Raw genomic sequence first — 17,369 nt, 5'->3', positions numbered from 1 at the left:
GCCTGATTCGCAGCTCATGAGGTTAAATCATTGCGTCCATTGCCTCACCTGGTGGAATCATGCCGCCCTTTGCGAAAGACTTAGGTCCTTCATTGCGTTTAATATTCCGTTCAAGCATTACTTTCAAATCCGATCCATTTACAATTACCTCAGGACTAGGGAAAGCATGCGCCGACATTTGTCCGAACAGGCTCATTGCTCTGGCCTCTCTGATTAGCTGAATCATATCCGGAATAGTCGCACTGGCGATAATCTCGTCACCATTATCAAGGTGCAGTACAGTGTAAACTTTGCCTCGGTGCGGGTGCTCCTTCATGTGTGATATCTTCCTAATGGGAACACAGGCTTCTATCGATCCTGCCAGACCTGAGTTTTTATAATCTGCGGACAATTGGCATGCTGCCACAAACAGCAATCCGTTTTCGATTTTCATGATAATGATAGTTTATTGATGAATGAAGAGATTGCACTTTACCGAGGAATCAGAAAGGGAATTCCCGGCTTTTATTTTTTAATCGTATGAATATTCTAAGGAAAGAGCGCAGGAGAACAGCCCTGCGCTCACATCTTAACTAAACGGTCAATCTCTCCATGTAAGCGCTTTTACTGCCCACATCTGAGCAGTTTGCAGCTCCGTAATGGCTACGGATGCGAGTCGCCGCACTTCCGCGCTTTCAGTCGTTGATCTGAGTTCGCTCATGCGATCAATTTCACTTGCAAATCCTTGTTTGCATTGCGCTACCGCATCATCACCTGACGGGTTGAAAGATAGGCCTACGGCCTTTTGACCAAATGTTTGATTGGAATCCATATAACTATTGTTGTTTGTTGATAATACTTGGTTGTTTATTGCGCCGCCGAGCCTCCTCAGCGCTCTTAATCGTATGGCATCGCTTGCAAAGACTTTGAAGGTTTTTCTGGTCGAACGGCAAGCCGCCAACCTCCAAAGGTGTAATGTGGTCGACCTGAACGGCCTCTACCAAACGCCCTTTTTTGTCGCAAGTCTGACAGTATGGAAAGTCGAGCAGCTGCTGCGGCCGCACCCTGTCGCGCCACTCTCTGCAATCGCGTATTTTTCTTACTTCGGCGGCTGTACGCGGGATAAGTCCAGATAATTCGATCATAAACGGATAAAACCAGCAGTTTGCCGATAGCTCGACAATACCCCTCAGCAAGTTTGCGATGTGTCTCTATGGCCGCCTTTCCAAATGCTTCGGCAGCCTGGGCGAATTCAATAAAACCTTCCGCCGCTCGTTCAGCTGCCTTCCTGAGCGACTTCTGATCATTTTTCAGTTTCAACCCGATGATGCGCCCTTTCATCACTTGAAGCGAACATCGTGTATCTGCAAATGAATATCGGGGAAAGATTGCCGGTTTGGCCCATCGACAATACATAAATTGCCAGCAACGCACTCTTTGTCACTTACAGCAAGCGCCTCAACCTCTATCAATATACGCACCCCAGGAGAGAGGCCTAGAAGACGTTGAATTTCCGGGCTCTGTACCTTACGTGGCGAGCCCGATTTGGGAAGATATTCTACTAATTCTTGGTTCCGCGAACGCCTAGGCGCTCTCGTAGTAGTGGGGTTCATGAATCTTATGTTTGTTGATGATAGTAAAATCTGAAGAACAGAAGCCGGGCAACAGATATGCCGTTACTGGCGCTCTTGTTACCCGACTTTTTGCTTCTCAGAATGTCGTAAAACGTTAGACTCAAAGATAAAAAGGAGTTATTATAAATACCTCCTCCTCAACAAGGTTATTGGTAGACTACCTCGTTTTTGTGTAAACTTGGGTGGTGCGGCAACGTGGCAGCGAAAGAAACTGCATTTTCTTTTGTATCGAGTGTTGCCATGAATCCCGACATGTGCCGGAAAGAGAACCCTGGCGCCAATGAGATTGATTCAGGAATCAAGTCGAGAGCCGTGTCGATAGTTTGGATTTGCCAGCCATTAGCATGCGGCATAACCACAAACATGTGGTCGCGCTTCTCCTTCCATACCGTCGAGTAATCATCGAATACGGCCACATTGTTTTCAAGAACTACACGGCTCGCATACTGCCGTTCACTTTCCGCCTTCTTTGTGGCTGAGTAAATTTCGTTCAGAATTATTGATTTCGCCATTTCAACGGCCTGACCAAACTGCCTATCCTGCTCCTCAGCATTAGAAGGATCTCGGTTAAATCCTCCCAGGATACTTGACGTATGCCGGAACCCGGAAGGAAGCTGGTCCCACAGATGATAGATATGGTCGCGGTTTGTATCGATGGCGTCAATCGAAGAAATCCACTTTTCAAAATAGGGCTGCGCCTCCTCAGCCAAAAGCTCGTCCTTGATTTCGTTGTAAATCAGGCCAGCAGCAGACAACAGGTTCTTGTCCTGATGATGGTCGAAGTTGAGCATTACCGGATCGTAGGCCATTCCGGTATCCAATATCAGAGTTTCGCTGCTCCTCAGCGCCTCCTCAACAGTTGCCTTGTCTCTGGTCCTGGACAATGAAAAACCGTCATAGCCTGCCACGATGAGGAGGGCGACGGCGATTACGTCGTCTGCATGAAAGGTTGTATCGTGAGTGATCAACCTGTTGAATTTAAGTTTCATAGTTTGTTGGATGCTTGATTGTTAAAATTAAGCAATTTTGGATAACTTCCCTCCCCAATAATCCTTCCATATCATTCGATGACAGAAAACATTAAGCGAGTAACAAACCCTCTCACAATCATTGCGATTTTTGCAGCTCTTGCCGAAGTTAATAGCACCGTCGCAATTGGACTCGTAGGTAAAGAACATCAGGGTTTATTCCTGTGGTTTGTAATCCTTTTCCCAACTCTACTAATTGTACTTTTTTTCGCAACTCTAAATGCCAATCCAAAGGTTATTTATGCACCTAGCGACTTCAAGAATGAAGAGCACTTTCTAAAAACGGTAAGCGGAGAAATTTACTCCTTCGGAAAAAAAGCGCAAGTATCATTCAATAAAGAAACAATAAAGTCAATTGATACTGATACCAAGGAGATTCAAACCTACCCACTTTCAAATGATAAGGTATCCGGTTTTCGCCAGCAGGAAATATTCAAAAAAATCGCGAAAAAGCTTGAAGTCCTGTTTGAGGCCAATCTGATTTCTGGTGTCGGAGTGTCGGTGAAAAACGTAAATTACTACCTGTTGACAATAAAATTCAGCCAAAAAAGATTTACTACACTTACCGAACCTCAATTGAATTTTAGTTTTATTATACGATTCCCCCCGCCGGGCGATGTAGATAAACTTGTAACGTTGTTTGATTTCGACATTGAGCTTTCAAGCAAAGACATTGATACTATCGGAGACGCCTTCGTGCGGCACCTCAATAAAATCGGCGAGAAATTAGCAAAAGATGACGCGGCAGAAATCTAACACTGTTAGTTATTTAAAGTAAAAATCAACCCTGCCGCGCGTTCGGAATCTTACTGAACAACTGTCCTCCTGACAATCCCGAAGCCGCTCCAATGCTATTTTCGCGTTGTATTTGCCTACATACTCATGTAAAGATTGGATGCCGATACCAAAGCGCCTTTTGCCATCGTACCGGGTCCTATCTTTTGGCTGAAAAACAACCCTTAATTCACGGTTTAGATTCATCGCTCTTGGTTTTCATCCCATTCCCAAATCATCAGCTGGCCGCTGGCCGGGATTGGCGTTTGATAAACTTCCGGCCGGATGCACCAAAACCAATATCGGTTCGGGGAGTAATCTCCAAGCATCAATTCGCCCTCATTCGATGGCTTCCGTTGATTTGTGGAAAAGACCTGCTCAATGGTCACAGTGCCGAGCACGTGGCCGGTAGTAGTGCAAAGCTCCCATGCCTCGCTGCCTTCGTAGAAAACATCCGGTTTGAGCTCGCATAGCTGCTCAAATAGCTCCTTTCCCTCTGCCGACATTTTGGCCGATGAGTGTATCGCTATCCTTCCGCGAAACTTCGTGTTCCAGCTGCGGGTTTCGCAGGTTTTAACGCCAAGGACGAGAAGTCCCGCCCATGGCTGTTGAATTGTTAATGCTTTCATAAAACGTGTTTCCAGTTAATTCCCTTTGCTATTGTATAAATAGCCTGCCTTCCCACTCCAAAGCGGGTAGCTATTTGCTGGTAGCTCCTGCCGGCTCCGATCTGCTGCCGGATGATCGGAATATCCGTGGCCGTAAGTACTGCCCTGTTGCTCCGAGCGCCGTGCTTCTCCGCTTTACTCATTGTCAAGGGTTCGAATCTGTTAAAGTTTACTACTGAAAATTGTGAGCTGCTTCTGGCGGACCTGAGCAGCTGGATTTAGCCAAAGGCATTCCACGCGCTCAGCTGCTCCATCTGCAAAGGCCTTACGGGAAACCTTCATCCACCCGGATAAATGCGCCTGGTACAAATCGCAGTCGTACCCGCAGATAGTCACCATACCTTTCAGGGAATTGCCGAACTCGATCATTTCAATGTGCTGCTCGTCGGTCATTTCACATTCGTAGGCCGCGTTGCCTCGCTGCATGTTCCTGGTTTCGTGAACGTACGGCGGGTCCCAGAAATGCAGCGTCTCCGGGCTGTCATGCTGCTCAGTGATCACTTTGAAATCCCGATTCTCAATGCACACACCTCGGAGGCGCTCAACGAACGTTTCGATATTGGCCGGGTAATTCACCCAATCCTGCGCCGGCGTAGTGCCGGACCTGTGGGAATTCGCCCGGAAGCCGGTAGCGTACTTTGAATTTGTGGACGCACTGCCGAATCCCGCGAAGCTGCGAAAGATGGTCAGCCTTGCCTTTTCCACTGGATCCGAAATCTCGCGCAAGTCGATCTCGCCGGTTTTCAAGAACTCAGTCCGCGAAAACGGGGTAAGTTCCAGCATTCGTTTCAGGTTCGCAGAAAGATCCGGATCTCTCAGCACTTGAAACACGTTCACAACCGTATCCCATTTGTCGTTGTACACTTCGGCATACGATCGCGGCTTTTGCATTAGGACCGAACCGCCGCCGCCGAATGGCTCCACATAAATGCGATGCTTCGGAAAGTGTGAAATGATCCAGGGAGCGAGCAGAAACTTTCCGCCGTGGTATCTCAGGACTGGCCGTTTGATTTCAGCAATCATAGGGGTTCGATTCGTTTAAGATTTATTGATATTTGGAAAAAATTATCCGACAATATCGATGAAGCACTTCCACACTTTTATCCGAATAGTATTTTGGCTTTTCTTTATCGGACTGATTGCCAGCACAGCATTCTTAATCATAGGCATTCTCATCGCCAGCGATCCTAGTCCGGAACCTTAGCCTTGTTGTCAGTCAGTATGGGTTCGACTCGTTTAAGGCTAAGACATGAGCATGACAGGCATCAATAAAAGCTGCACAGACTTGCCGAACTTTGCTTGCGGAATAAATACGGCAGGCTTGTTGGGAGCAGACATTAACAATGTCACTTTGCCACTGAATGGAGCCAGTATTGTAGACATGAATCTGACGTTGAATCCAATTTTTAATTCTGGAACAGGCTGTTCCATCTCCAACGATTGCTTGCTTTTCATGCCATAATCGAAATCTTCCGATTCAAGACTTAGCCGCCCATTTGAAAAGACGAAGGCCATTTGCGTAGTAGCCCTGTTTGAGAACAGCAAACCGAGCTGAATGCGCGTTTTAATTTGGGCCAGGTCAAGCTGTACAGCATGTTCGAACGCTTCGGGAATAGCGGCCTTGTAGTTTGGGAAAAACTCGTCAATGCATCTCACCAGCACTACACAGCTCCCGAAATTCGCCACCACTTTTGCACCTGGCAAGCATCCGAAAGAAACGGCATTTTGCTTTAAAGCAGTGTTACTTATCACGAAATCGGCAAAATTAGCGGGGAGGATGAATGGCAGAATCGATTCTACCGCCGGTTCGCTCGTTTCGTATTTTGTCAGCTTGTGCCCGTCCGTGGATATGAACTTGATGCATCCCTCGGCAGTATCGAAGTAGATGCCGGTTAGGGGTGGCCGTAGCTCGTCTGTTGAGACCGTCTTACGCGTTAGCTTCATTCCTTCCCGAAGCTCATCCATCCCGATGTTGAAGTGAGAAATAGGCGACCAGGATAGCGCAGGGTAATCTCCGATTTTTTCTAAACTGGAAAACTTGAATTCTCCATACTCCGTGGTAACCATGACCTCCGTGCCAACATCCTCCGACTCAACTGCTCGAAATGCAATCTTTCCAGCCGGAGAAAGCGAAACGAGAGCCTTAATCTGGCGATAGGGCAGCAAGAATTTCCCGACGGTACTCGACCCATCCGCCTGGATCGAAGTGAAAACAGTTGTAATCAAGTTCGAGCCGGTCAAGTGAAGTTCATCCAGCTCGAAACTGAAAAGTATGTTGTCGAGTATCGGGATGAGAGGCGCTTCACGCACTACCTTGGCGAACAAGTGCAAAGCGCGTTTGAGATCGGCAGTTTCAACGGAACCTCCGATTTCGATTTGTTCTGAAACCATTTGCAATTATCGTTTAGTGATTGGAAAAATTATTATCTCGGCAGCGTGAACAGGTCGAAAACCGTCAGCTCTACTTCGTGACTTCCGTAGCAATTCGAATCCTCAATGCGGATTTCCTGCTCTTCCTCGGCGACTATTACCTTCTTTTTGCGCTTTAACTCGTTTTTGATCTCTGATAAGTGGGCTTGCAAATCGTCGTAGCTCTCGCACTCGATTTTGATTGTTGCTGTCATAGCGTATTGATTTAAAATGGTAGGTCGTCGCTCTCATTCTGTGCGGCCATTTCCGCCATGAGATCCTGGTTAATTCCCTCCGGGTCGGGGTTTACTCTCGATTGCTGTGCTGGCGCTGCCTCAGCGGTTCCCGGCGTGCCGAGCAGCTGTACCCAGGTCGCGGAAACGTTGATATCGACTACTGTGCTGCCGTCCTCCTTCGTGAATGGCTTCGAGCGGATAGGCCCCTGCACAAATACCTTTGTGCCTTTGGTGAGGTATTGAAGCAGCGATAGCCTTGTGGTCGTTACATTGAACCAGTCGGTGCGCTCGATGCGCTCGCCGTTCGCGTTGGTGTAGTCGTCGTTAACCGCTACGGAGAAAGAAATGAACTCGCTTCCGTTTGAACTGAAAATCTTTGCGTCGCGGCCAAGGTTGCCGATAATCTGAATCTGTTTCATTGGTCTGATGAATTCGGAGCCGGTATCCGCTCCCAGGTTGGAAATTTTAAATAGGTTTCGATATGCTCCATCTTGATCGGGAATGGCTTCAACTTAGGCTTGCAATTCGCTTCGATGCACTGCGCTACAAGGTCGAACCCTTTTGTATATACGTGGTAGACCGATCCATCTACCAACGACCTGTAATGGCCGGTCACTCCTCATCAGGTTTGTACTGCTCCGGGTCTTTCAATTCAATGCACATGTAGTCAACCCGCTCAGCTATTGATTCAAGTAGCATGCCCTGTTCGTCGTCCGGCATTTCCCTGAAAGCGTTCATCTTCTCATTGATGATGATCCGCTTTGCCATTGAAACGATCAACTCATCCGGCTTTTCGTTCTCGGCTTTCGCAATAAGCTCCATCGCGTTCTTTACAGCCGACCGCTGTGAGTTGGCATCCTTGATCTCCCTTGCCTCAGCGATCATCCGAAGTTTGGCCTGATCCATGGCGCGCCATTTTTGTTCTGAGCCACACCCGAGGAACTCGATCTTGTCAAGGAAATTGTAGACTACATTCCCGTAATCCTCGTAAGACTCGCCGTCCAAAACGCGCTTCAAAATGCTCAGGAAAAACTCGTGCGACATTCTCAGCTTTTCGCTCTCCGGCGCGGTGAACTCCTCATCCTTCTGCTGGTGAAGGAGCTGCGCGGCTTTCTTCATTACCGGCTTCTTTGTCTGCTCCACGAAGGACCGGCACCACTGAACAAAGTTTGACGGGGTGAAAATGATCGGATCGTCGGGCTTCCGCAGGTACATCCCATCAAGGCCATTCTCCAACGCAACCATGATTTCACGCTCAGTAAATCCCGGCAACTTCGTGATCAAATCCCTGTTCAACTCGGCATTGATGATCTTCTGCTCCTCAGCATCGCGGGCCTTGCTCCCAAGTCGAACCGCCGCTTTCAAAACAATCGCCGTGATAATGTCGCCAATTTGCTTACCAGTCATGTCAGCAATACGAAGGTTATGGTCGCCAGGCACCGAAGCGGAAATTAACTGGTTTTCAGTCCGGGAAAGCTGCTGCGCCACTCCCGTCTGCGAACGGTCTGGTTGATTGTAAAGTGATAGATTGCTCATCGCCTATTGATGTCTTGAAATGTGATAAATTCTGAACCATTTGCAGCCTCCACCGCAGCGTGTACTGCCTGGGTGAGCTTGCCACCCTTTTTGGTTTCCGACTGCCGCGCCTTCCACTTCGGCAGCCAATTCAGGAAATGTTGCGTGGCATCTTGTTCGCTTTTCCAACTGTGGCGAGTCGCCCGCTTATCTGCGAAAAACTCCTTCAATGCCTCCAAAAACTCAGCAGGAGTTACTTTCTTGCTCATGCAGGCCGTCTCCAAAAGGAACCGGTTATCCCGTAGCCGATCCTCAACCTCGTCCAGCGAAAGGGGGGCGGCGCGCAACTCGGGGGGATCACTTTTATTTTTTAAATCTTCGAGCTCCCTGATTACAAAATCCGGCGGCGACGAATTTTCTTTTTCTTCTTCGTTTCTTAGTTTATTGGTTTCTTGGTTTATTGGTTTAATTATACTACTAGTGCTTTGTACAGTGCTCTGTTCTGTGCCTTGCAAGTGCTTTGTCAAGTGCTCTGCATGTGCGTTGTCAAAATTTGATAGAGCAGACACTTGCTTTGTCAAGTGCGTTATCAGTGCTTTGTCAAGTGCTTTGTCAAGTGCTTTGTCAAAATTTGATAGAGCAATGATGCAGGCGGAGTGCTGGTTTTTTGACTCCTGTATCACTTCCAAGAACCCCCAACTAACCAGATCGTTGAACACCTTTTTGTAGGTGTTGTACGACTTTATGCCATTAGCCATCATTGCCTGCGAAGCCGGAGAAGCAAACTTCTTCACCCAACCCATGCGGTTGTTCAACTCGACATTCCACAAATACACACCGGTGTGATTACCCGTAACGATATCCGTGTTTTCGAAAGCAAAATCAAACCATGCCCGCTGAAATTCGTAGCCGTTCATACATCGAAGGGTTATCCATTAAATTCTTTTGATCCTGAGCTTTCTTCTCACTGCCTCTTCCATACTCATGCTGTTGTGGATTTTATCGTGACAAGGGCGGCAGACTGCCATCCATGTTGATACCTCGTTTAGGTTCTTTCCTCGGCCTTCCTTGTGGTGTAGATCAGTCGCCGTTACTTCGCAATCCGGAAGCTTCGCCTGGCACTTCCTGTGGCCTTCCAAGAACTTCTTTTTCAAGTCTGCGTATTCCCGCAACTTTCTTGCCCGAGTTTTACTAACCTGGCTGATCCGCTTCGGCGGATTAATGATGTACTGATGCCGCAGGCAATGTTTCTTCGAAAAGACATTGTTCGGGCATCCGGCAACTGCGCATTTCTTCGGCATTACCTCAGCGCAAGTTTTCTCCTCGGCTCAACCGTTCCGCCTTTTATGAAGGCGTCCAGGTCCGATTTCCAGAAAATCACCTTATTGCCCGTTTTGGAATGGGTGATCTTCTTTTTGCTCAGGTAAGCGTAAAGGGTCGGCTTTGCTATTCCAAGATATTCGGCAGCCTCACCGAGAAACATTCTCCGGTCCTTCTCCACCCCTTGAAGCTCTCGCAGCTGCTCGGATTGGTCATGGAGTAGCTTTTTTACCTCCGCCAACTCCCTCGCTAAGTATTCAAATGGATTATCCATGGCGGTCATACCTTTTACGTTTCACGAATGTCGAGATGAAAACTGCGGACAATCCCAGTACAAGGACTAGCGACCAATTCACCCGAAGGCTCAAAAATGCAACCAGCGCCTCCAACGAGGCGAGGATTATTACGGCCATGCTCACTACCAAGCCGCCGAAAAGGTTGATCAGGATCTTCATGCCTCAACAGTCTGCTCGGTAAGTGCTTTTTCCATCGCGACTACCACGGCTTCAATCCGGTCTACACCGCACCGTCTCCGTTCAGACACCGCGCCCGAAACACTGTTCATTGTGCGCTCCCCTTCGATACTGTCGAATTTTGGCTCTGCCTCAACGAGCCTTTCCCGCCACTTTGGGCCGAGCTTTTCCCGTGCATCTGTGAATCGCTTCAACAGGCGCTCTTTAATAGTCCCTTCCATGTTAGTTGTGAAATTTGATACAGTGCGTAGGGCAGGATTCGAACCTGCATGAAGAGTTTAGGGCTTCGTTGTCCTTGCGAGCTCAACTTACTCTCCGCCTTGCGTCTACCAGTTCCGCCACCTGCGCGTTTGCCGGCGTGACACCGGACTTTCTATTTAGCTTGTTGATGAAATACAATCTGGTTTGTTGAAAGTTGGTAGCAGGCACAACCCGCTACCAAAGTGATACACACTTCAACAATAAAATCTTTCGGTTTTTAAGTTGGCGGCCAGCAAGCACCGGCCGCCATTCTTCTGTAAACCCTCCTCTATCAATATTTTGACGTATACCGTTAAATCACACAATTTTTTGTTCTTGATCTTCCGTTGTACTTTGCGTATCGTAAAGAAGACGATACAAAAGAATAAGAAATTTCTTAATCTTCCAAACATGGTTATGATATTTCTTAAAAATAATTTGAATAAATGGCAGGAACCATCCAAAGAATTAAAGAATTTATTGATAGTCAAGGTTTTACTGTTGCTTCATTCGAAAAGCTTGTTGGGTTCTCCAATGGGTCTTTGGCGAGTCAAATCAAAAATAACAAATCGATAGGCGTCGATAAATTAGAAAATATCGTATCAAAATTCCCTGAGATAAGCCCGGCATGGCTCCTAAAAGGCGAAGGGCCAATGCTGAGATCGGCCGAATTCGAGATCTCAAAAAATCCAAAACCGGCACCAAATGCTATTCCGATAAATATTCCTCAGCCAGGCGAAGAAGAAGATCTAGAACTAATAAAACGAGAAGATTCGACGGAATTTCGTCACCTCGGCGATGATCAATATTTGGTAATCTGCCCGCTGGTTGAACAGTATGCTTACGCTGGGTATGTTGCAGGCTGGTCCGATGCCGTTTACGTGGATGACCTTCCTCGGCATACTGTTGTAATGAAGAATCTCACGCTCGGCGTGTACAGGTCATTCGAGGTGCGCGGGGACAGCATGGACAATGGCCTTAGGAAATCGTTCGCCGATGGCGACATACTTACAGGACGCAAGCTGTATCAAAAACATTGGAGAAGTAAGCTGCACATTCACAAGTATAAGTATTTCATCCTCGTAACCATTGACGGAATCCAGATCAAGGAGATAATTGACCACAAGGTAGACGAGGGCATCATAGTTTGCCATTCACTAAATCCCGACAAGGAAATGTACCCAGACTTCGAGCTTTCCCTTGCTGATGTGCGGGAGATATACTATGTTAAGGCCAGAACCGAACCCTTGGATTAATCTATCAAATTTATGAGTGGAAAAGAAAAGCTATTAGTGGGAATTCTAATTTTTATAGTGCTATTCGCGGCACTAAAATTATCTGATGAACCTGCCAAGCCACTAACTCCCGAGCAGATTACAGAGCAAAAAAGGCAGGATTCATTGCAAGCGGAATATAATCGACAAAAAGAGAATTTGAGGACTATTCGCTACCTGGTCAAGTCACATATCAAGAAGAATCTGAAAGATCCTGATAGCTTCGACGAAATACAGCATGAAGAATTTGAAGTTACCAATAAGACTAAAAAACTGTATTATCAGGCATCGATTAAGTACAGGGCAAAAAACTCTTTTGGGGGCTACAACGTAGAAAAATGGTGCTTTAATTTTGATAAGAATCTCCAAAATACCAAAGTTTTTGAATGCGAATAACTCGGAACAAGTCTACGGGCGAATTGCCTCTGTTTCAAAGAAACCGAATAGTTTTGCATATGGCTATTCAACGCCTAACCATTTTATTTGAGAATAGGTAGAAATTATTTAGTTTCAACTTACTTCTGTCAAGTTTATCTAATCCCAAAGTTTAATCTTACACATCCTCTGATGACCTCAACTCTACTTGAAGATTTAGAACTAATCGAATCAAATCTCTCCATTATCCCCGACACTAAAAAGTACTGGCTGGTTAGAACACAGTCTGGAAATCTATATAATCCATTTAAAAACAATGGCCTCATTTCTATTGAACACGGGTATTTTGCAAAAAGATCACTTGAGGAAATCTGGAGCAATACCCCAAGCGAGGAAAAGTTTCTGCGGCGAGCAGTCAAAGAGTTATTAACTCGGAGATTTGACTTAGATAGTGTTGGTCTGATTGCAGGGCAAATTTCTCGATTTGCCTTTGAAGTAAAAAAAGATGACATAGTGATAATTCCCTCAAGTGGAACCGACGAAGTTACAATTGGTGTTGTTAAGTCCGACCTAATAGAGACCCCGGAACTGGCGCAACGCGTTTTCCAAGAGGCTACCGACGTTCCGTCTGGTATCAATTCAAATTATCGGTTGTCCAGAAAGGTTAGATGGATGAGGGAGATTAGAAAGAGGCATATCGACCCGTATATGTACAAGATGCTACAAGCCCACCAGGCAATTAGCAATGTGACGGCATATGGTGATATAATTGAGCGAAGCGTAAAATCTTTTTTCGCGAGGGACAATGAGGCGTCGGTTGTTCTATCAGTAGAGCAGGAAGGCGAAATTAGTGCCAAAGATTTATTCGCGCTCGGGCACTACTTGATGCAATCTGTCGACGGAATAATAACGGCGTATGATCTACCGTTTACAACAGACCATGTGGACATCAAAATCAACCTCAACTCGCCGGGCAGAATACAGTTAACCTCTCGAAACATTAAGTTAGCCCTCCTAGTAGCGGTTGTGGTTGCCTCATTTGGCATTGTGCTCTTTGGAGGTGGGCTGAAGATTAAGTTTCAAGACTTCGACCTTGATTTAAGCACAGATGGCGCAGTTCAAAAAATAATTGATTATAAAAATAACGCACAGGATCGAGAAATTAAGGACAGACTAGTTCGTAGCTTGGATTCACTCAAAGTGATGCCTCCAGAGGACGCTCTTCAACTACTCAAACAATTCTCAACCAACAAAGACAATCCAAAATGATTCCATCAATTTTAAACAGCCTGTCGATGGCTTGTACGTTCATTGTGGCGAATGGCATCGTGTATTTCTTGGTGAATTTAGCGTTTGGTAAGCTGAAAATCCTTAACGAGTATTTATTCGGGGTGCTCCCGGTGAAGTTACTTATTTCGGTCATCGCAACATGCGTTCTAATCAACCAGTTCGCCACTTTCCACAGACCTTGGTAGATTAAGTGATCCAGAGTTTAAGCCCGGCATGAGTCGGGCTTTTTTATTGCATATATTATTGCAAGTCGTATTGCAACTCTAATTTCATTGCAACAAAAAAGCACTTAGAATCTAATCCAAGTGCTTGATTTTCAAGTGATCCCGTTGTGATTCGAACACAAGACCTACTGCTTAGAAGGCAGTTGCTCTATCCAGCTGAGCTACGGGACCGGTCATAAAAAAAAGGCAGTCAGCAGTGCAGTTTTACTGCATACGGCTTACTGCCTTTTTGCTTGTTGTCGGGGAGACAGGATTCGAACCTGCGACCCTCTGGTCCCAAACCAGATGCGCTACCGGGCTGCGCCACTCCCCGAATTATTTTCTTTCTACTTTAAGAAAGACCCCTTTGGTGAACGTTCGGAAACCGCTGTGGAGGAAGCGGGATTCGAACCCGCGGTACCCTTGCGAGTACGGCAGTTTAGCAAACTACTGGTTTCAGCCACTCACCCATCCCTCCGTTCTTCCGTCGTTCGGGAGTGCAAATATAGCTGGTCAAAAATCAGAAAAGCAAACATTTCAAGAAAAAAAACTTCACCAGAAGCCTGAAATACCTATTTTTGCCCGACATTAAATTACACAATGCGTTCATTATGAACTGGAATTACCCCTTTGGAAGCACCGAATATTTTTTTATATTTTTTTTCATTTTCGCTTACACAGCTTACATAATCCGCACTGTGAGGATCGCGAGGCAGCTCCAAACCACCGCCCGCACACTTATCATCAAACTCTTTTTGCGCAGCATTACCTTCTCACTTTTGATCATCAGCCTCCTCGGCCCGTCGTTCGGAGAGGCCGAGCGCGACATTCAGGCGAAGGGTAAGGATATTTTCATGGTCGTCGATCTTTCGAAATCCATGGATGCAGCGGACGTGACGCCCTCGCGCCTGGAAAAAGTCAAGTTTGAGCTCAACCGGTTCATCGAAAACGAACGCGCGAACCGCATCGGGATCATCATCTTCTCCAACGACGCCTACATACACGTGCCGCTCACGTACGACGCAGCCGCGCTCGAACTGTTTATCCAGTCGCTGCAAACAGACCTGCTCCCAACGAATGGTACCAATGTGTGCGGCGCCATTGAAATGGCCTACAATAAGCTGATGAACTCCGCCGACCCGACGAGCCGGGCCAAAATGATGGTGCTATTTACCGATGGCGAGAACAGCAGCAGCTGCACCAATGCATTATTCAATAACCTGCGCCGCTTCGGCATCGGGGTATATTCGGTGGCCGTGGGTACGAAAGTGGGCATCAGCATTCAGGAGAACGGGAAGCCGTTGAAGGACAAAAACGACAAGCTGGTGATCAGCAAGCTGGACGAGAATTTCCTGCGCGGCATCGCCAACTCCTCGCGGGGCAGCTATTATGAGTTGAATAATTCCAAAAACGACATTCAGAAGCTGATCAGCGACATTAACCAGGCTGAGGGCGCATTGGTAGATTCGCGGACGATCACTGTCGTTTCGAACAAATACTATTATTTCCTAGGCGCGGCGCTGGTGCTGATCCTGCTGGATGTACTAATTACCATCGGAACGTTTCGACTGTAAGCGCAATTCCCTATTTTTGCACGCAAATGTGAACCGTTATGACGTCTCTGATCCTTTATGTCCTCCTCTGGCTTTGGGATAACCGTACGTTCGATTCCATTACCAAGGCGAACCAGCGGAAGCTGGATGCCGAGCAGGCTTACCAGAAAAAAGATTTTACCCAATCGGCCGAGCTGTACCGGCAAATCACCTACGGCTCGCTCTTTTCGGACCCCGCGGCGCGACTGAACCTGGCCCATTCACTGTACAAAACGCGCGATTATAAACAGGCATTGAAACATTACCGGCTCCTGAGCGATATAGACGACCATAGCATTGCCTCTATTGCAAATGCGCAAATCGCCCTCATCCTCGTGAACAGGAAGGACACCGCCAGCGCATTAACCAGCCTGCGTACCGCACTACGCCTCGAACCCGGCAATGCATTGGCCCGTACCAATTATATTATCCTGAAAAAGAGCTTCTCGGGAGTGGACGAGCAGTCGGATGTGACGACGCGCAAACGCCGCTCAAACCAGCAGCAGCCCAATCAGGTGCAGCCGGCGCCGCCTCCCGCCCCGCCGCAGGAAATACGCGAGGTGAGCGATGACGTAAAAAAAGAGGAATTGCTCAAAAGCCTGAAAGCGATGAACATGAGCGAAGAGCAGGCGCGCGCAATCCTGGATGCCATGAAATCGAATGAATCCCAATATATTTACCAGCTCCGGCGCAAGCAGTACAATGCCAGGCCCGGACAAAAGAGCGAAATCGAATGGTAATTTTACCAATAATCTAATGAACAGCATACCAGCAACCAACTTCCAGTTCCCCGGCCAGACAGGCTTTTACAAAGGGAAAGTCCGTGACGTTTACTCGTTTGAAAAACGTCTGGTCATGATCGCCACCGACCGCATTTCGGCATTCGACGTGATCCTGCCGCGCGCTATCCCTTACAAAGGCCAGGTGTTGAACCAGATCGCCGCCCACTTCCTGAACGCCACTTCCGACATTGTGCCCAACTGGCTCGAAGAAGTGCCCGATCCGAATGTGAGCATAGGCCTCAAATGCCAGGCTTACCCGGTGGAAATGGTGGTACGCGGTTACCTGGCCGGCCATGCATGGCGGGAATACAAAGCCGGAAAACGCGAGGTATGCGGCGTAGCATTGCCCGAAGGCCTTAAAGAGAACGACAAACTCCCCCAGCCTATCATCACGCCGACCACAAAGGCGCACGAGGGTCACGATGAGGACATTTCAAGAGAGCAAATCCTCGCGCAGGGGCTTGTAAGCGAGGATGAGTACGAGCATTTGGAGCGCTACACGCTTGCATTGTTCGCGCGAGGGACCGAAATGGCGGCCGATCAGGGGTTGATCCTGGTGGATACCAAATATGAATTCGGTCAACTGGATGGCACGATTTATTTGATCGACGAAATCCACACACCCGACTCGTCGCGGTACTTCTACAAAGACACTTATGAGGAAAATCAGCGCGCCGGAGTGGCCCAAAAACAGCTTAGCAAGGAATTTGTAAGGGAATGGCTCATCGAGAACGGCTTCCAGGGCAAAGACGGCCAGACAGTACCTGAAATGACCGACGAAAAAGTGACTTCAATCTCGGAGCGCTACATCGAGCTGTTTGAGAAAGTGACGGGTATGCAATTCCAGAAAAACAACCTCGACCATCCGCTGGAAAGGATCGAAAAGGCCATTCTGCGAGCCGTTGCCTGAGGCCGGACAACCCGCTTAACAAAATATTGTTGCACAAAACGACAACCGAAATGGATTTTAAACTCGAAAAGAAAGAACAATACGTCTACATCGAAACGGATGCGCCTGCATTTGCCGGCGACGTGCCTGCGGCTTTTGAAGAAACCGCGCGCAGCCTGTTCCGCGAAGGCTACCACAGCCTGATCGTGAACATGCAGACCGTGAAATCGCTGGACGCAACAGGCATTACCACGTTAAAGAAGGTAAATTACCTGTGCGCCAATGACCTGGGCATGCTCGCGATCGTGACCCGCGACGACGATTTCATAGATCTCCTGGAAGACCTGCGCATTCCCGATCTCACTGTTTTGCCTACCAAAGAAGAGGCGATCGACGCGGTTTTCATGCACAGCCTCGAAAACGAGTTTGGTGCGGGCGATGATGATTATGACGATGAAGATTACGAAGGCGTGAGCGAATCGAAAGAGCCTTGATATTTGAATAGTATAATTTTCAGTTACTTAGGGAACGTCCCGCCGAGCTTCGGCGGGACGTTTTTTTAATATCATTCTAACACTTTTTATATTTTCCTTAGGCGCTTTTTGTAATCCTCCAAGTCGGTCAAAAATGCGTTTCACGCTTCCTGAATTGGCAATCAAATGGCGCTTTCATTGAGGCTTTATCAATA

Annotated in this window: 22 protein-coding genes and 3 tRNA genes; 8 read left to right on the top strand and 17 right to left on the bottom strand. The window is 47.4% G+C overall.

Annotated elements, in window-relative coordinates; translation table 11 throughout:
• Positions 1–22 precede the first annotated feature (22 nt).
• From DFER_RS27470 to DFER_RS27455, 4 genes are all read right to left on the bottom strand, one after another.
• Entirely contained in the window at positions 23–433 is a 411-nt protein-coding gene (locus tag DFER_RS27470) for a hypothetical protein (protein ID WP_015814933.1), read from the bottom strand.
• A 147-nt stretch (positions 434–580) separates the two neighbouring features.
• On the bottom strand, positions 581–811 hold the full coding sequence (locus DFER_RS31015; protein ID WP_041735584.1) for an Acb2/Tad1 domain-containing protein: 231 nt from the start codon (positions 809–811) through the stop codon (positions 581–583).
• A gap of 4 nt (positions 812–815) precedes the next feature.
• Positions 816–1,124, bottom strand: a complete 309-nt coding sequence (locus DFER_RS30980; protein ID WP_083769180.1) for an HNH endonuclease signature motif containing protein — start codon at positions 1,122–1,124, stop codon at positions 816–818.
• Positions 1,125–1,759: 635 nt separating this feature from the next.
• A complete protein-coding gene (locus DFER_RS27455) occupies positions 1,760–2,602 on the bottom strand; it encodes an MYG1 family protein (protein ID WP_015814931.1) in 843 nt (280 codons plus the stop codon).
• Positions 2,603–2,680: 78 nt separating this feature from the next.
• On the opposite strand from DFER_RS27455, the gene DFER_RS29380 reads away from it, so the two are divergent.
• Positions 2,681–3,397, top strand: coding sequence for a hypothetical protein (locus DFER_RS29380; RefSeq protein WP_015814930.1), 717 nt, complete (start codon positions 2,681–2,683; stop codon positions 3,395–3,397).
• A 221-nt stretch (positions 3,398–3,618) separates the two neighbouring features.
• On the opposite strand, the gene DFER_RS27445 is transcribed toward DFER_RS29380, so the two are convergent.
• The 10 genes from DFER_RS27445 to DFER_RS27385 all read right to left on the bottom strand — a co-directional run bounded on the left by DFER_RS27445 (position 3,619) and on the right by DFER_RS27385 (position 10,257).
• Positions 3,619–4,044 (bottom strand): ASCH domain-containing protein, encoded by a 426-nt coding sequence (locus DFER_RS27445; protein WP_050774731.1) that lies wholly within the window; start codon positions 4,042–4,044, stop codon positions 3,619–3,621.
• Between the two features lie 201 nt (positions 4,045–4,245).
• Positions 4,246–5,106: a DNA adenine methylase gene (locus tag DFER_RS27435; protein ID WP_015814927.1), complete on the bottom strand. Its 861-nt coding sequence runs from the start codon at positions 5,104–5,106 to the stop codon at positions 4,246–4,248.
• Between the two features lie 219 nt (positions 5,107–5,325).
• A complete protein-coding gene (locus tag DFER_RS27430) occupies positions 5,326–6,474 on the bottom strand; it encodes a DNA polymerase III subunit beta (RefSeq protein WP_015814926.1) in 1,149 nt (382 codons plus the stop codon).
• Between the two features lie 32 nt (positions 6,475–6,506).
• Entirely contained in the window at positions 6,507–6,707 is a 201-nt protein-coding gene (locus tag DFER_RS27425; protein WP_015814925.1) for a hypothetical protein, read from the bottom strand.
• A gap of 11 nt (positions 6,708–6,718) precedes the next feature.
• Positions 6,719–7,147 (bottom strand): single-stranded DNA-binding protein, encoded by a 429-nt coding sequence (locus DFER_RS27420; protein ID WP_015814924.1) that lies wholly within the window; start codon positions 7,145–7,147, stop codon positions 6,719–6,721.
• Between the two features lie 193 nt (positions 7,148–7,340).
• The gene (locus tag DFER_RS27410; RefSeq protein ID WP_015814923.1) at positions 7,341–8,264 is read right to left on the bottom strand and encodes a hypothetical protein; all 924 of its coding nucleotides are present in this window, start codon (positions 8,262–8,264) and stop codon (positions 7,341–7,343) included.
• The gene (locus tag DFER_RS27405; protein ID WP_015814922.1) at positions 8,261–9,160 is read right to left on the bottom strand and encodes a DUF7833 domain-containing protein; all 900 of its coding nucleotides are present in this window, start codon (positions 9,158–9,160) and stop codon (positions 8,261–8,263) included. The genes DFER_RS27410 and DFER_RS27405 overlap by 4 nt, the downstream gene beginning before the upstream one ends.
• A gap of 383 nt (positions 9,161–9,543) precedes the next feature.
• Entirely contained in the window at positions 9,544–9,846 is a 303-nt protein-coding gene (locus tag DFER_RS27395) for a helix-turn-helix domain-containing protein (protein ID WP_083769178.1), read from the bottom strand.
• Positions 9,830–10,018, bottom strand: coding sequence for a hypothetical protein (locus tag DFER_RS30275; protein WP_015814920.1), 189 nt, complete (start codon positions 10,016–10,018; stop codon positions 9,830–9,832). Before DFER_RS30275 ends, DFER_RS27395 begins: the two co-directional genes overlap by 17 nt.
• On the bottom strand, positions 10,015–10,257 hold the full coding sequence (locus DFER_RS27385; RefSeq protein WP_015814919.1) for a hypothetical protein: 243 nt from the start codon (positions 10,255–10,257) through the stop codon (positions 10,015–10,017). Before DFER_RS27385 ends, DFER_RS30275 begins: the two co-directional genes overlap by 4 nt.
• 465 nt (positions 10,258–10,722) lie before the next feature.
• Between DFER_RS27385 and DFER_RS29375 the strand changes: the two genes are divergently transcribed.
• From DFER_RS29375 to DFER_RS27365, 3 genes are all read left to right on the top strand, one after another.
• Positions 10,723–11,532: a hypothetical protein gene (locus DFER_RS29375; RefSeq protein ID WP_015814918.1), complete on the top strand. Its 810-nt coding sequence runs from the start codon at positions 10,723–10,725 to the stop codon at positions 11,530–11,532.
• A gap of 12 nt (positions 11,533–11,544) precedes the next feature.
• Positions 11,545–11,946 carry a hypothetical protein gene (locus DFER_RS27370; protein WP_015814917.1) on the top strand — a complete coding sequence of 134 codons (402 nt, stop codon included), beginning with the start codon at positions 11,545–11,547 and terminating at the stop codon, positions 11,944–11,946.
• A gap of 171 nt (positions 11,947–12,117) precedes the next feature.
• Positions 12,118–13,194 carry a hypothetical protein gene (locus DFER_RS27365; protein ID WP_015814916.1) on the top strand — a complete coding sequence of 359 codons (1,077 nt, stop codon included), beginning with the start codon at positions 12,118–12,120 and terminating at the stop codon, positions 13,192–13,194.
• Between the two features lie 342 nt (positions 13,195–13,536).
• Here the strand turns inward: DFER_RS27365 and DFER_RS27355 are convergent.
• From DFER_RS27355 to DFER_RS27345, 3 genes are all read right to left on the bottom strand, one after another.
• Positions 13,537–13,610, bottom strand: a tRNA-Arg gene (locus tag DFER_RS27355).
• A gap of 68 nt (positions 13,611–13,678) precedes the next feature.
• Positions 13,679–13,752, bottom strand: a tRNA-Pro gene (locus DFER_RS27350).
• Positions 13,753–13,809: 57 nt separating this feature from the next.
• Positions 13,810–13,896: transfer RNA gene (locus DFER_RS27345), tRNA-Ser, on the bottom strand.
• A gap of 220 nt (positions 13,897–14,116) precedes the next feature.
• On the opposite strand from DFER_RS27345, the gene DFER_RS27340 reads away from it, so the two are divergent.
• Genes DFER_RS27340 through DFER_RS27325 form a run of 4 tightly spaced genes read left to right on the top strand, consistent with a single transcriptional unit; the run spans position 14,117 to position 17,175 of the window.
• Positions 14,117–14,992: a vWA domain-containing protein gene (locus DFER_RS27340; RefSeq protein ID WP_229206127.1), complete on the top strand. Its 876-nt coding sequence runs from the start codon at positions 14,117–14,119 to the stop codon at positions 14,990–14,992.
• 38 nt (positions 14,993–15,030) lie between these two features.
• Positions 15,031–15,750 carry a hypothetical protein gene (locus tag DFER_RS27335; protein WP_015814913.1) on the top strand — a complete coding sequence of 240 codons (720 nt, stop codon included), beginning with the start codon at positions 15,031–15,033 and terminating at the stop codon, positions 15,748–15,750.
• 16 nt (positions 15,751–15,766) lie between these two features.
• Complete coding sequence (locus tag DFER_RS27330; protein ID WP_015814912.1) at positions 15,767–16,702, top strand: phosphoribosylaminoimidazolesuccinocarboxamide synthase; 936 nt, start codon at positions 15,767–15,769, stop codon at positions 16,700–16,702.
• 50 nt (positions 16,703–16,752) lie between these two features.
• Positions 16,753–17,175 carry an STAS domain-containing protein gene (locus DFER_RS27325; RefSeq protein WP_015814911.1) on the top strand — a complete coding sequence of 141 codons (423 nt, stop codon included), beginning with the start codon at positions 16,753–16,755 and terminating at the stop codon, positions 17,173–17,175.
• The last annotated feature ends 194 nt before the right edge of the window (positions 17,176–17,369 follow it).

The sequence above is a fragment of the Dyadobacter fermentans DSM 18053 genome, assembly GCF_000023125.1.
Lineage (GTDB): Bacteria > Bacteroidota > Bacteroidia > Cytophagales > Spirosomataceae > Dyadobacter > Dyadobacter fermentans.
Note: the sequence above shows the minus strand (reverse complement) of the source record. Positions and strands in the feature narration are given on the sequence as shown.

Coding starts and splice junctions, on each gene's coding strand:
- DFER_RS27470 (WP_015814933.1), bottom strand. CDS start 433: ATGAAAATCGAAAACGGATTGCTGTTTGTGGCAGCATGCCAATTGTCC.
- DFER_RS31015 (WP_041735584.1), bottom strand. CDS start 811: ATGGATTCCAATCAAACATTTGGTCAAAAGGCCGTAGGCCTATCTTTC.
- DFER_RS30980 (WP_083769180.1), bottom strand. CDS start 1,124: ATGATCGAATTATCTGGACTTATCCCGCGTACAGCCGCCGAAGTAAGA.
- DFER_RS27455 (WP_015814931.1), bottom strand. CDS start 2,602: ATGAAACTTAAATTCAACAGGTTGATCACTCACGATACAACCTTTCAT.
- DFER_RS29380 (WP_015814930.1), top strand. CDS start 2,681: ATGACAGAAAACATTAAGCGAGTAACAAACCCTCTCACAATCATTGCG.
- DFER_RS27445 (WP_050774731.1), bottom strand. CDS start 4,044: ATGAAAGCATTAACAATTCAACAGCCATGGGCGGGACTTCTCGTCCTT.
- DFER_RS27435 (WP_015814927.1), bottom strand. CDS start 5,106: ATGATTGCTGAAATCAAACGGCCAGTCCTGAGATACCACGGCGGAAAG.
- DFER_RS27430 (WP_015814926.1), bottom strand. CDS start 6,474: ATGGTTTCAGAACAAATCGAAATCGGAGGTTCCGTTGAAACTGCCGAT.
- DFER_RS27425 (WP_015814925.1), bottom strand. CDS start 6,707: ATGACAGCAACAATCAAAATCGAGTGCGAGAGCTACGACGATTTGCAA.
- DFER_RS27420 (WP_015814924.1), bottom strand. CDS start 7,147: ATGAAACAGATTCAGATTATCGGCAACCTTGGCCGCGACGCAAAGATT.
- DFER_RS27410 (WP_015814923.1), bottom strand. CDS start 8,264: ATGAGCAATCTATCACTTTACAATCAACCAGACCGTTCGCAGACGGGA.
- DFER_RS27405 (WP_015814922.1), bottom strand. CDS start 9,160: ATGAACGGCTACGAATTTCAGCGGGCATGGTTTGATTTTGCTTTCGAA.
- DFER_RS27395 (WP_083769178.1), bottom strand. CDS start 9,846: ATGACCGCCATGGATAATCCATTTGAATACTTAGCGAGGGAGTTGGCG.
- DFER_RS30275 (WP_015814920.1), bottom strand. CDS start 10,018: ATGAAGATCCTGATCAACCTTTTCGGCGGCTTGGTAGTGAGCATGGCC.
- DFER_RS27385 (WP_015814919.1), bottom strand. CDS start 10,257: ATGGAAGGGACTATTAAAGAGCGCCTGTTGAAGCGATTCACAGATGCA.
- DFER_RS29375 (WP_015814918.1), top strand. CDS start 10,723: ATGGCAGGAACCATCCAAAGAATTAAAGAATTTATTGATAGTCAAGGT.
- DFER_RS27370 (WP_015814917.1), top strand. CDS start 11,545: ATGAGTGGAAAAGAAAAGCTATTAGTGGGAATTCTAATTTTTATAGTG.
- DFER_RS27365 (WP_015814916.1), top strand. CDS start 12,118: ATGACCTCAACTCTACTTGAAGATTTAGAACTAATCGAATCAAATCTC.
- DFER_RS27335 (WP_015814913.1), top strand. CDS start 15,031: ATGACGTCTCTGATCCTTTATGTCCTCCTCTGGCTTTGGGATAACCGT.
- DFER_RS27330 (WP_015814912.1), top strand. CDS start 15,767: ATGAACAGCATACCAGCAACCAACTTCCAGTTCCCCGGCCAGACAGGC.
- DFER_RS27325 (WP_015814911.1), top strand. CDS start 16,753: ATGGATTTTAAACTCGAAAAGAAAGAACAATACGTCTACATCGAAACG.